The sequence below is a fragment of the Vreelandella sedimenti genome (genome assembly GCF_013416325.1).
Taxonomy (GTDB): Bacteria; Pseudomonadota; Gammaproteobacteria; order Pseudomonadales; family Halomonadaceae; genus Vreelandella; species Vreelandella sedimenti.
The window spans coordinates 56,923-70,147 of the sequence record NZ_JACCGK010000010.1; the positions used below are offsets into that span (position 1 = coordinate 56,923).

Sequence of the window (13,225 nt, forward strand, 5' to 3'; positions counted from 1 at the left end):
CAACATGTTAAGAATCATGGTTGTCCTAGAGCCCTACCCAACGAGATCCGCGCTCAAAGCTGACTACCCGCATCAGCGCAACTCAGCCACTCGGGCCACCGCATCGCGGCTGGCGGCTTCTCGCTGTTCGCCGGTGAGTTCTACCAACTGCCCCTGGCGCATTTCCAGCAGCCGGTCGGCCTGGTCGAAGTAGTGGTCGTCGTGGCTGATCACCACCAGCGTCTTGCCCAGCGCTCGCAACTGCGGCAAGAGCTCACGGTAAAAGACCCGGCGGAACTGCGGGTCTTGGTCGGCGGCCCACTCGTCTAGCAGCAATAGGTCGCGCTGTTCAGCGACCGCCAGCAGCATCGCCAGGCGTTTGCGCTGGCCCTGGGAGAGGTTGACGTTGGTGATGCGATCGCCGTCGAAGTCGAGCTTACTGCGCATGCCCAGCGCGGCAAGCCACTCCTCCACCAGCCCCGAGTCGGGTGACTCACCCGCAGGGCCCATCAGACGATCAAACAAATGCAGGTCAGTGTATATGGCCGAGAAGTGCTGGCGATAGCGTGTCCAGTCTTCCTCCTGCAGCGGCCTGCCATCGACGCGCACACAGCCGCTTTGAGGCTGGTAGAGCCCAGTCAGCAGCCTCGCCAAAGTCGATTTCCCGCTGCCGTTACCGCCGATCAGAAACACCACCTCGCCACGTTTCAAGGTCAGGTCGATAGGGCCGATGGCAAAACCCGCCCGAGATTCCTCATCCGGGTAGCGATAGCTGACCTGCTCAAGGGTTAGTTCCTGCCAGTCGTGGCGCAGCGCAGAGTGGCCGAACGCTTCGCGGTGCTCGGCCAAGTCTAAACTGCTGATTTTTTCAAACGCCACTCGGGCGTTAATCAGCGTCGGAAAGGCACCAATGGCCTGCATCAGCGGCGCGCGCAAAAATAGCAGCGTGAGTGAGAAGGTCGTGGCTACCTGCCCCGACGCCCAGCCCAGGCCGTTGGCCAAAAAGAACGCCACACCAATGGCGCCCAGCATCATAATGTTGAACCAGTTCACCGCGCTGAGATGGTAGGTATCTCCAAGAATAAAATGACGCCGACAATCCTTTGCGTTAGGCGTATAGACATCGCGATACAGCCATTCGGCACGGTCACGGTTGAGCGCCAGCTCTTTGCGCCCCTCGATCACCGACTGGTAATCCGCGTAAAGACGATCCTGTATTTCGCGCAGTTTGGCCATATGCCCATAGACCCGGGCCACCAAACGCATGCCAACCAACACCGTCACGATCACCCAGAGCGCGGTGACACCCAGCATGGCAGGCGAAAGCCACGCCAAGTAAAGCGTGGCACCTATCGTCAGCACCCCACCCTGCACCAGTTCCGGCAAGCGTATAAAGGCAACGGTCACTGAACTCACATCGGTGGAGAGACTCGCAAGCAAACGCGCACTGCCAATCTGTTCAGCGCGTTCGATATTGGTATCCAGAATTCGCTTGATCAACTGCCCTCGCAGCCGGTAGACGAAATGGTGACCCAGCGTGGTCAGGGCCAACTGTGATGCCAGGGTAATGACCAGCAGCAGCGCTATCAGCCCCAGGAATTCGGGTAGGATGCGCCAGGGGTAGGTAAAGGTGCCCAGCAGCCGTTGATTGATAAAGGCGATGACACCGATGCCCAAGCCAGCGCTTGTCAGGCTAAGCAGTACCACGGCCACAAACTGCCAACGATAATCACGCCATACAATCCTCAACAGCTCCATGACCACAACTCCCCGGCATTCTGTTTTCTTTAACAGCTAAAAGCGCTGGTGATTACAAACGCCGCAGCCCCCACATAAAGTAGGCACCGCCAATCAGTGAAGCGACCAAGCCCGCTGGTATCTCATAGGGGAAAATAATCTGGCGCCCCACCCAGTCGGCCAGCACCATCAATAGCATGCCGATCAACGCAGCACCCAGCAGATGCTGACCCGCCCGGGAGAAGCCCACCAAGCGCGCCATATGCGGCGCCAGCAGGCCTATAAACGAAAGCGGCCCCACCACTAGGGTGGCGCAGGCGGTTAGCAGCGCCACCAGTAGCAGCAACGCCAAGCGGGCACGGTTGAGCGTTACCCCGAGCGCCTTGGCCGTCGGCGCACCTAACGGCAAGATATCCAGCCAGCGGGTGAAGGGCAGCGTGACCAGCGCCAGCACGGCGGCAATCCCCCCTACCACCACCGCATTGGTGACATCCACGTAATAGGTAGAGCCCGCCAGCCAGGCGATCACCTGCTGGCCACGAGGGTCGCCGCCTGCCAGCATTACGCTTCGCACCGCATCAAACAGCGCACTGACCGCCACCCCGGTAAGCAGCAAGCGCTCGGGGAGATAACCACTCTTGCGGTTGATACCCACCAACACCAGCAGTGTCGCGAAAGCCCCTAAGGTTCCCACACCAATCAGCATCATATTGGTGGGCGCAGGCAGCAGGAAAATCCCCAGAATCAGCGCAATGGCACAGCCACCGCTGATACCCAGTACTTCGGGGCTGGCCATGGGGTTGGCGGAAAGGCGCTGAAGAATCGTCCCGGCAATCGCCAGCATCAACCCGCTGGCGGCTGCCGCCATCACCCGGGGCATGCGCCACTGCATGACATTCCAGTTATTGGGCGCCAGCCAATACCAGCCATCTACGCCCTGGCCAAACAGCAAACCGAGAACCGTTGCCCCCAGCAACGCGAGTAGTAATCCGGTGGCTAAACGTGACGGCGCTGGGTGACGGCGGGCGAAAACACCCGCCCCTTTCGGCGGCTGGTCGCCCTGCAGTTTCAGGCGCGGAATCAGCCACATTAACAGCGGCGCCCCCAGGGCACCGGTAATCGCCCCGGTAGGAATAAAGGCCGCCACCATGCCACCGAACTGCTGCAGCAGCAGATCCGTGGTGGCCAGCAGCACGGCCCCTAATAGCATCGACCAGATTAGCCGCGGCCCTAAGCGGCGCGCACCGGCCATGCGCACGATGTTGGGCGCTGCCAAGCCGATAAAACCGATGATGCCTACCACGCTGACAATGCTGCCGGTAATAAACACCGCCAAGCCCATCCCCGCAAAGCGCAGATAGGTCAGCGAGACCCCTAAGCTCTTGGCGCTGGCGTCGTCCAGCTCCAGCACCGCCAGAGGACGCAGCAAGAACCAGGCGGCCACACAGCTAATCGCCAGCCGTGGCCAGAGGATGGCAACGCCGTCCCAACCGTTTTGCGCCAGCGAGCCCGCGCCCCAAATCAGTAGTCCGGAGAGCGCCTCGTGGTTGAACAGCAGCAGCGCCGTAGACAGCGCCCCCAGGTACAGATTGACCACCAGGCCCGCCAGCACCACCACGATCGGCGCCAGCCCGCGCCGCCACGAGAGCAGAAAAACTAATCCAACCGCCAGCGCGCCACCCAATAAGGCGACCCATTCGCGCCCGGCGACAAGCAGCCCCGGCGCCAGCAAGGTGGCGGTCATCAACGCCAGGTTAGCGCCCGAGGCCACCCCGAGGGTGGTGGGCGAGGCCAGTGGGTTGCGCAGCACCTGCTGCATGAGCACGCCTGCCAACCCCAGGCCACCCCCGGCGAGCAGGGCGATAGAGAGGCGCGGCCACCAAGCGTAGTAAAGCAGCAGCTCGTCAACGTTCTCAAAAGAGGGGGCCACTAATGCCTGCAGGCCCAGCGCGAAACCGCCTTGGCCCTCAAGCCCCACCCAAAACAGCACCACCATGGGCAGGCTAAGTAATAGGCAGGCTTTAGCGGGCGACACTCCCCCCATTCTTTGAGCAAATTGCGCAGCGCCTAGCATAGCGAGCCCCCTTTTGTGATAACCGAACAGTTCGCCAAAAGAGACGTGATAGGCAACAGCGTCATTTTCTTAGCCTTACTATTTATGCAAACGAGTTTATGGAAATTAGCGATTGAATAACTAACAACGATTCTAAATGATAATAATTAGCACTACAATTGACTCCTTATATAAAGGAGACATCACAATGGCAGCCAAACCGAGCTACCAGCTTTTCGATATCACCCTAGCCCGGCGCACCCAAGTCAGCGCCTCATTAGTCAGGTTCACCTTTACTGGCCCAGAGGTCAGCCAAATGGCGACCTACGCACCGGATCAGCGCGTCAAGCTATTCTTTCCCGAAGGCGGTGGCAGTCTCGACCCGCTGTTTGAAATTGCCAAGCTGGAAGAACACGACTGGTACGGCGCCTACCGCGCATTGCCAGATGCGCAGCGGCCCTCTGCACGTACCTATACCATTCGCGCCCTGCGCCCGGAACAAGCTGAGGTGGACGTTGAATTCGTACTCCACGGCGACAACGGCCCCGCCTCACGCTGGGCAATGCACGCCCGCCCGGGTGACCGGCTAGCCATGACAGCCCCCGACGCCAGTGCCGAAGGCCCAAAGCTGGGCTACGAGTGGAAGCCACCCCAAGGCGTACGACGAATCCTGATTATCGCCGATGAAACCGCCCTTCCCGCTGCGGCTGGTATTCTGGAAACCCTCGATGACCTGCCGCTCAAACCCAGGGTCGAAGCGCTGTTCGAAGTACCCCGCAGCGACGACGCTCAGTCGCTGCCACAGGCCACCAAATTGCGCTGGCTGGCTCGCGACGCTGAGCCCGGCTGCCAACACGGTGAGCTGCTAATGAGAGCGCTACGCGATATTGATTTACATAAGGAAATTCAAGCGCTAGGCGGCACGCCTACTAACACCACTACCGGCGCCACGACCAACGACGAAAGCGACGATGAGGACGGCCCGCTTTGGGAACCCGCCACCCTGGATGACAGTGCGCCCTTCTACGCCTGGATTGCCGCTGAAACCAAGGTCGCCATGAAGCTGCGTCGCTATTTGGTCAACGAGTGCGGGCTACCCAAGCAGTACGTTACCAGCATGGGCTACTGGCGCCTGGGCAAGGCCAATGGTTAAGGGAACGGCAATCAACACGGCGTTAAACAGTAGCCACACAAGCAAGCAAGCTCAAACGCCTATTGGCTGGCGAGACAGCCCTGACGGCTATGGCCGGGTCAGCCGTGCGCTTCACTGGCTGACCGCAGCGCTAGTCACGCTGCAATTTACCGTGTTGCTGGCCTGGAGAGGAATGGGCGAAAACGCTATCACGCTGTTCTTGGCGAGCATCGGGCCTCACGGCTCATTAGGATTTATGATACTGATCGTGACGCTGGCGCGCCTTGGTTGGGCATGGATAAACCGCAAACAACGCCCGCCCCACACGCCAGGACTAGGTGGGTGCTTGGCGCGCTTTGTCCATATCACCTTTTATGGGCTACTAATGTGGTTGCCCGCTTTCGCTATTTTGCGCCAGTACGGCCGCGGCGGGGCGCTACTCTTTTATGGCATGGAGCTGCTGCCCGAAGCGGAACGCGAGATCACCTGGATGGTCGCCCCCGCCGAGCTCCTTCACGGCCCGCTCTCGTGGCTGCTATGTGGATTAGTCATCGGCCACATCATGATGGCGCTGACTCACCGCTTCTGGCTTAAAGACCGAGTACTGGCGCGTATGGTGGGGTCAAGTGGCCGATGAGGGTTCCGCTAGCGGCTCTTCGGCAGTCTCAGACTCAGCAGTCAACAGCTTGCCACTCTCTAGCCGCACCAATCGATCTGCGAGGTGGAAATAGCGGTCATCGTGGGTGATCACCAGCACCGCTTTGCCCATGCGTTTTAGCTCGGGCAACACCTCGCAGTAAAACACCTCTTTGAATAACGGATCCTGATCCGCCGCCCACTCGTCAAACACCAAGAAGGGCCGATCCTCAAGGTAGGCAACCACCAGCGCCAGACGCTTACGCTGGCCCTGGGAGAGTGCTTGGGTGGTGAACGCACCGTTTTCAACCCGCACCTTGTGCTGCAGGTGCAACTTGGCCAGCAGGCGGTTGCCTTCCTCGTCCAGACCATCACGCGGTGCCTCTAACAGGCGTTCAAAGAGATGGAAGTCCGAGAACACCACCGAGAAGAGCTGCCGGTAGGCATCCCAGCCATCCGCTTCGACCCGCTCGCCATTGAGCAATACCTCGCCACCTTCCGGCGGGTAAAGCCCCACCACTACTTTGGCCAGCGTGGTCTTACCGCTACCGTTGCCCCCCACCAGAAACACCACTTCCCCCGGCGTAAAGCTCAGATCAATCGGCCCCAACTCAAAGAAGTCATCGCTCTGCTCGTGGTAGTACTGATGGGTGACGTCGCGCAACTCAAGACGCTGCCAAGCAGGCACCTGAGGTGACGCTTGCCTCTCCTGCCCCTGGGGCATCTCTCGTGTGATGTCATCAATTCGGCTAGCGGCTACCCGCGCCATATTGATCCGCGGAATATTGATCAGCAACCCTTCCAAGGGCGTCACCATAAACACAAACACCAGCGCAAAACCGGTCATTACCTGGGTTTGAATAGGCCCATCGCCCGCCAACACAAACAATACCAGACCGATAAAGGCGTACATCAGGAACTGCCCCCAACTGGTCGAGATCACGAACAGCGACATGCCATAGGTGCGCAGCCGCCGCACGCCTTCAACCGACTCCCCCAGTATCTGATCCATAAAGACCCGGCTCTTGCGCTGGTGTAGGCGTAGCTCTTTTGCACCATCGGTCAGCGCGCGGAAATGACCAAACAGGCGATCCTGCTCTGACGAGGCATCCTGGAGGTAGTGAATAGCGCGTAAGTGCACCAAGTGGTAACCGACAGCACCCAGCCCAATCACCCCAAGTGCAAACAAAAACACCTGCCATGAAAGCATTGCCAGGTAGCCCAAGCACCCCACCACGATGACCGTATTGGTCAAAATCACCGGCAAGCTAACGAACAGTACCGCCACATTGTTGCTGTGCTCGGTGAGCGCTGACTGGATCCGCGCACTGCCCACACGCTCGAACTGAGCAAAGGGGGTCTCGGCCACACACTGGGCGACAAAACTGCGTAACTCAGCCAGAGCACGCTGCCCCAGCCGCTCAAACAGCGCCGTCGACACCATCCGACAGACCATTAGGGCCACAGCAATCCCCGCGAAGCCCCAAGCCGCATTGGCACGGCTGGCGGCATCGCTGTTTAACGCCGCATTGATTTGGGCAATCAGCAGCACGCTGAAAAGCCCCGAGAGAATGCTGGCCAGCGCAGCAGCGGTCATCAACCCGCGAGTTCGACGAATCAGATAGGGAAGCACATTCACCTCATTGGAAAGCCATTAGAAAAAGCGACTGGAAATCGGCACCTACCTCTAATGACGAACCGCTCGCGTAAAAAGTTAACCAATTTTATGTAAACAAGCCTCATTCTCATTCGTCCTTAAATAAGGAAGTCAGTAACGCCGCCCTCCGGCGGGGTGATTTTAATTCGTTTCTTTGATTCGTTCTTATTGATAGGAGCTTAGCGGTGTCCAGTTCTGTCCAGGCACAACCACAGGTACACGTACCCTCTGAAAGCCACGCGGTGGCCTCGCTGATCTCACGCCCCGAGGGCTACGCCTATCAAGTCAGCTACGAGGTCACCACGCAGTCGCTTTATGTGAAGGGTGATCAAGAGCGCCTTGAGTGGGCACTGGTGGATGACAACCACTGTTTGACGCTGCGCTGGCCGCAGCGCTCAGCACCACCGCTCCCAGCACTGCTTGCCGCTATCGAAGGCGCTTTTGCCTTTTACCCAGGCACTGTTGCATTACGCCTTCAGCTACCTAGTGCTTTGCACGCCAACCTTTGTGTCGCCGGCATCGCGGTTAAAGATAGCCATGGAGAGCTCTGGGTATATGCGGAGCTATTTTGGCAGTTACCCACGCTCTGGCTGACCTCAACGCGCATGCGCCCCTATCCGCAGCAGCCCATCCTGGAGAACGGAAAACGACACCCGCGCCGCCCTCCTCGCCCCAGCGGCACGGTATATCAGCGCCATATTGCCTGGCTGGATGCCACCCTGAGCTTTCGAGTGCTTGACCTGGAACTTGATCTGGAGCGCTTCAACCGCTGGATGAACGACCCGGTCGTCGCCCATTTCTGGGAAGAGCAGGGGGATTTGGAACAGCATCGCGAGCGGCTGGAAAGCACGCTCCAGACCCCCAGCGTCGTGCCGTTGATCGGCTGTATCGACGGTGAGCCCTTCGGTTATTTCGAGACCTACTGGGCCAAGGAGGATCGCATCGGCGCTTATTACGATGCCAGTGACTTTGACCGTGGCTGGCACGTACTGATCGGTGAAGCTGCATTTCGTGGGCAACCCTATGTCGCTGCCTGGATGCCCTCTATCTCGCACTACCTTTTTCTGGATGACTGCCGCACCCAACGCTTGGTGATTGAGCCCCGCGTAGATAACGCCAAGATGCTGCACAACCTTGCCCAGTGCGGTTATGCCCACGTTAAGGCGTTCGATTTTCCCCATAAGCGGGCCATGCTCGGCATGCAAATCCGCGAACACTTTTTTAACGAGCGCAGTTGGATTCCGCTGCCTCCGCACCCTGGGTCTGCGCCACGACCCGACCCACGCTTCACCACATAAATACGTCAGCCACGAGGACTCTTATGCATATTCACGACTTGATCGGCATCGGCTTCGGCCCCTCCAATATTGCACTGGCCATTGCGCTCGACGAACAGCGCCAGGCAGGGCAAGCGAAGGATGCCTTGTTTATTGAGCGTCAGCCCTGCTTTGCCTGGCACCCGCATATGCTGCTGGAAAATGCCCATATGCAGATCTCCTTCCTCAAAGACCTGGTCACGCCGCGTAACCCAGGGAGCCGTTTCAGCTTCCTCAATTACCTTCACAGCAAAGGCCGCCTGCAGGACTTTATCAACCTACAAACCTTCTTCCCCAGCCGCCATGAGTTCAATGACTACCTAAGCTGGACTGCCAGCCACTTTGAACACCAGTGCGCCTATGGAGAGGATGTGCTTGAAGTGCTGCCCGAAACTGATAACGACGAGGTCGCCTATCTCCGTGTTCGTTCACGAGATGAGAGTGGCGCGGTGCAGGAAAGGCTCACCCGTTCATTGGTAATTAGCGTGGGGGGTGCGCCCAATGTGCCTGAATGCTTCGCCGGGCTAAAAGACGACCCACGGGTCTTCCACTCCAGCCACTACCTCCGGGAGTTGGCGAAGCAAGACGCCCCCAAACGCATCGCGGTGATCGGTGCGGGCCAGAGCGCCGCTGAGATATTCCTGGATCTGCACGGCCGTGAAGGCATTCAGGTGGATCTTATTAGCCGGGCATGGGCCTTTAAACCCTCGGACGATAGCCCTTTCGTCAACGAAATCTTCAATCCCGAATACACCGACTACGTGTTCAACAACCCCACCGGCCAGCGGGAAGCACTGCTGCAGGAGTACAAAAGCACCAACTACTCAGCCCCTGACTTGGCGCTGATTCAGGAGATTTACGATGTGTTCTATCAGCAAAAAGTAACCGGCCAGGCCCGCCACCGCTTCCGCCGCCGCCATGAAGTTATTGGTAGTCAAGCAGGCCCCGAAGGTATTGAGCTAAATGTTCGCGATTTAGAGAGTGGTCATACGGAGTCCACTCGCTACGACGCAGTGGTATTAGCAACAGGCTATATACGCGACACCCATAAACAGCTATTGGCCCCCGTCGCGGACTACCTGCCTGACTTTGCCGTTAACCGCCACTATCAGCTCTACACCAAGCCTGCGTTCAAACCGGCTATTTTCCTGCAAGGCAGCTGCGAGCCCACCCATGGTTTAAGCGACACCCTGCTGTCGATTTTGGCAGCCAGGACAAGTGAGATCTGTGCTGCTCTAGAGCAGACAACGGCCTCTTATGCCCCCTCTCCCTGTAAACAAGAAGTCACCGCTCCATAACGTTCGGCCGCCCCGAGGCTCACACGATGTTGACTTCGGGGTTTATATACTCATAATACAAACAATAACAATTAGCATTTACATAAAATTAGAACGCCCCCTATTCAAGGAGAACATTCGTGAACCAACCCACTTTCCGCAAGCGGTGGCTAACGGCCGCCATTGCTATTGCTGCCTGCAGTACGTCGGCAGCTGTGCTTGCTCAGCAAAATGCTACGTCGACAAACCACTCGATTGACAATGATGGCAGCGAGCTGTCTACACTCACTGTCACCGGGGATCGCCTGCCCTATGGCATGACCGAAAACAGCAATTCCTACACTAGCGAAAGCACTAGCATTGGCTTAGTTTCACAATCTGTGCAGGAAACGCCGCAATCTATTAGCGTTGTTACACGAGATCGCCTCGATGATCAAGGGACTACCACGCTGTCTGAGGCCCTACGAAATGTCACAGGCATCACCGTAAATGAGTACGGTCCTAATCAGTATGTTATCAAGGCTCGAGGCTATAATATTGATTCCTTTCTCATGGATGGCAGTCCAGTTCAGAGCGCGGGCAGTGCCTGGGAAAGCGCCGGAGTATTTGACCCCGCATTGCTTGATCGAATTGAAGTATTGCGCGGGCCTACGGGCATTCTCCATGGATCCGGCGAACCTGGCGGCACTATCAACCTAGTTCGTAAGCGTGCTTTAGCTGAGAGCCAAGCCTCTGTATCTATTTCTGCAGGTACGGACGATGCCTATCGGGGTGTTGTTGATGTTACCGGCGCGTTAGACAGCGAAGGGCAAGTACGGGGCCGTTTCGTCGGTGTCTACGATGATCGAGACTCTTTTATTGATCACGTTTACTCAGAGAACCAAATCGGCTATGGCACGCTTGAGTTTGACTTGTCTCCCGAAACGACACTATCAATGGGAGTTACTGTACAAGATGAAGAGTTTCGACCGCACTCCGGATTACCAGCTTACAGTGATGGCACCCTCCCCAATGTAGACCGCTCTACCTATATCGGATCTGACTGGGATAAGCAGACAGGAGACGCACAACGCTATTTTATAGAACTTGAGCATCGCCTAGCTAATGGAGGCGAAATAGTCTTTAAAGCTAATCGTTTGGATCGCGATGCAAGCCTAAGAAAAAGTAGTGAAGGAGTTCTAGTCGCTGATCAAAATACCGGCGAGTTTGCGATTCGTCAGATCGCTTGGGATCTGGAGAAGCAGGACGATTATTTGGAGGCCCAGTTTAGCACCCCATTCCAACTAGCTGGAGCAACTCATGAAGCCGTATTCGGCACCAGCTATCAGAGTAGTGAGCTAAGTAATCAATGGGTCTATGGTGCTCCTCAATATCTTCCTCAGAATCTGTTTGACCCAATACATAACCGTACAGAACCAGATTTCGATGGCACACCTGGTAGGACTGAGCTTAATATCGAACAATATGCCTCTTACGGCCAGTTTCGATTCAATCTTATGGATGATTTTACACTTGCGCTTGGTGGCCGTATAAATTGGTGGGAAACCAATAACTTTCTTGGTGGTGAAACGTCCGGTGATGATGGCACTGAGTTTATCCCCTACGCAGGATTGATCTATCGCCTCAACGAAGGGCTCAACTTATACACAAGCTACACTGGCATTTTTGAGCCACAAACGGCTGTAGGAAGTGACGGCAACCCTATCAAGCCAAGAGAGGGTGAGCAATACGAGGCCGGTATTAAAGGCTCACATGCCGAGGGTAGCTTGAACTGGCATGCTGCAGTTTTCCGTATCGAAGACACCAATCGCGCATATTCTGATCCTAATAATCCTGGCTTCTCGATTCCTATCGGCGAAGCAAAAAGTGAAGGCTTCGAGCTAGAAGTTAGCGGCGAACTGTTGCCTCGCTGGGATCTCAGCGCTGGTTATGCCTATACACAGACAGAGTTCGTAAGAGATGCTAATTCGGAAGGACTCACACTCTCGCCGGACACGCCGGAGCATAACTTCAACCTATGGTCACGCTATCGATTCAGCGATAATCCAAATCAGGGCTGGCGCCTTGGTGCTGGCATAAATACAGTCAGCAGTGTTTATGCCGAAAGCGGAGATACGCGTATAGAGCAAGGAGGCTATACCACCGTGTCAGCCATGGTCGGCTATCGAGTCAATGAGAACTTGGATATCTCTTTTAACGGCAACAACCTAACCGACAAAGAGTATTACTCCTCAGTTCGGGGAGAAACCCGACATAACTATTACGGTGCACCACGCAATTTCATGATGACGATGAAATATGACTTTTAAAAAATCAGCATAGCACTCCCCAACATCTCGATTTACATGTATTTTATTCGGCCCTGCTTAGGTAGGGCTGAATTTTTGATAGTGAGTATCTATCATTTTTTATACACTAATATTTAATCAGTCTTTTTTTGGGAATTTTTATTTTTTCTAAAGGAGTTCGCTGTGAGTTTTTTACGATTTCTGCCTAGGTCTTGGCGTACCCCTGTTTATTTAGTTGGTTTTATTTTAACCACTAACCCAGCACTGGCAACTAAATTGCCTCCATCTGTTGCAGTCTTTGACTGGACAATTGCAGAAACACTTCTCTCTCTTGATCCTAGCGCTGTCTCATTGGGCAATATCGCAGCCTTCCATAAATGGACTGGCGATAACTACAAAGATGTCGATATCATGGATATTGGAACACAGACATTTCCAAACATGGAACTACTAAGCAGCATCGAACCTCATCATATCCTTCTGTCTCCTAGCCAAGTTCGCCTCGGGCAAAGGTTAGCTAACATTGCACCTTATACCATCATCCAATCTTATCCTTATGTCGGAAATAGGAGTGGCCGTCTGTGGTCAAGCTTTGATGCATTTGCTCTTGAAATTGGTGTATCAGTCGATCAAAAAGCTGTAGCGGAACAGCTAATTATGGACACACGATCTCATCTTGAAGAATTGCGAAGTAACCTAAGCTCACAGCCACCACTGCTAGTTATTCAACTAGTAAATGAGCACTATGTCCGAGTATATGGCGAGAATAGTATGTTTCAGGAGGTGCTTCGGCAGTTAAATTTAAGCAATGCATGGACAGAAAAAACCAATCAGTGGGGCTATTCACTAGTAAGCATCAGAGAGCTTTTCAATGTGGAAGAAGCGAGACTGATTGTCATCGAAAGTGCATTCCCCATAGGTATAGAAAATAATATCGAGACTAGCGGCATGTGGCGTTACCTCCCCAGTGTCCAGCAAGGAGATTCTGTTGTTTTGTCGTCTTCTTTCTGGATAGCGGGTGCCCTCCCCTCCGCTCAACGCTTTGCCAATGCCTTGGTGAAAGCCCTATGATAGACACAATTTTAATGAGCATACTTTTTTTACTTTCATCCTAACCAGTTCACGCAAGTAGAATACTATAGATGAAATA

General features: G+C 55.4%; 9 protein-coding genes. 6 read left to right on the forward strand and 3 right to left on the reverse strand.

All coding sequences use genetic code 11. The annotated features are described in order from the left end of the window. Nucleotides 1-72: 72 nt before the first annotated feature. Nucleotides 73-1,737, reverse strand: a complete 1,665-nt coding sequence (locus HZU72_RS12485; protein WP_180092441.1) for a multidrug ABC transporter permease/ATP-binding protein — start codon at nucleotides 1,735-1,737, stop codon at nucleotides 73-75. Nucleotides 1,738-1,789: 52 nt separating this feature from the next. After that, complete coding sequence (fhuB, locus tag HZU72_RS12490; protein ID WP_180092444.1) at nucleotides 1,790-3,790, reverse strand: Fe(3+)-hydroxamate ABC transporter permease FhuB; 2,001 nt, start codon at nucleotides 3,788-3,790, stop codon at nucleotides 1,790-1,792. A gap of 187 nt (nucleotides 3,791-3,977) precedes the next feature. Between fhuB and HZU72_RS12495 the strand changes: the two genes are divergently transcribed. After that, entirely contained in the window at nucleotides 3,978-4,922 is a 945-nt protein-coding gene (locus HZU72_RS12495) for a siderophore-interacting protein (protein WP_180092446.1), read from the forward strand. Beyond that, nucleotides 4,915-5,538, forward strand: coding sequence for a cytochrome b (locus HZU72_RS12500; RefSeq protein WP_180092449.1), 624 nt, complete (start codon nucleotides 4,915-4,917; stop codon nucleotides 5,536-5,538). The genes HZU72_RS12495 and HZU72_RS12500 overlap by 8 nt, the downstream gene beginning before the upstream one ends. On the opposite strand, the gene HZU72_RS12505 is transcribed toward HZU72_RS12500, so the two are convergent. Then, complete coding sequence (locus tag HZU72_RS12505) at nucleotides 5,524-7,170, reverse strand: cyclic peptide export ABC transporter (RefSeq protein ID WP_180092452.1); 1,647 nt, start codon at nucleotides 7,168-7,170, stop codon at nucleotides 5,524-5,526. The two genes, HZU72_RS12500 and HZU72_RS12505, sit on opposite strands and share 15 nt — an antisense overlap. Nucleotides 7,171-7,379: 209 nt before the next feature. Between HZU72_RS12505 and HZU72_RS12510 the strand changes: the two genes are divergently transcribed. From HZU72_RS12510 to HZU72_RS12525, 4 genes are all read left to right on the forward strand, one after another. Then, entirely contained in the window at nucleotides 7,380-8,492 is a 1,113-nt protein-coding gene (locus HZU72_RS12510) for a GNAT family N-acetyltransferase (protein ID WP_286902346.1), read from the forward strand. Between the two features lie 23 nt (nucleotides 8,493-8,515). Continuing rightward, nucleotides 8,516-9,808: a lysine N(6)-hydroxylase/L-ornithine N(5)-oxygenase family protein gene (locus HZU72_RS12515; protein WP_180092455.1), complete on the forward strand. Its 1,293-nt coding sequence runs from the start codon at nucleotides 8,516-8,518 to the stop codon at nucleotides 9,806-9,808. Nucleotides 9,809-9,927: 119 nt separating this feature from the next. Next, nucleotides 9,928-12,096, forward strand: a complete 2,169-nt coding sequence (locus HZU72_RS12520) for a TonB-dependent siderophore receptor (protein ID WP_286902345.1) — start codon at nucleotides 9,928-9,930, stop codon at nucleotides 12,094-12,096. A 162-nt stretch (nucleotides 12,097-12,258) separates the two neighbouring features. Beyond that, entirely contained in the window at nucleotides 12,259-13,146 is an 888-nt protein-coding gene (locus HZU72_RS12525; protein ID WP_180092458.1) for an ABC transporter substrate-binding protein, read from the forward strand. The last annotated feature ends 79 nt before the right edge of the window (nucleotides 13,147-13,225 follow it).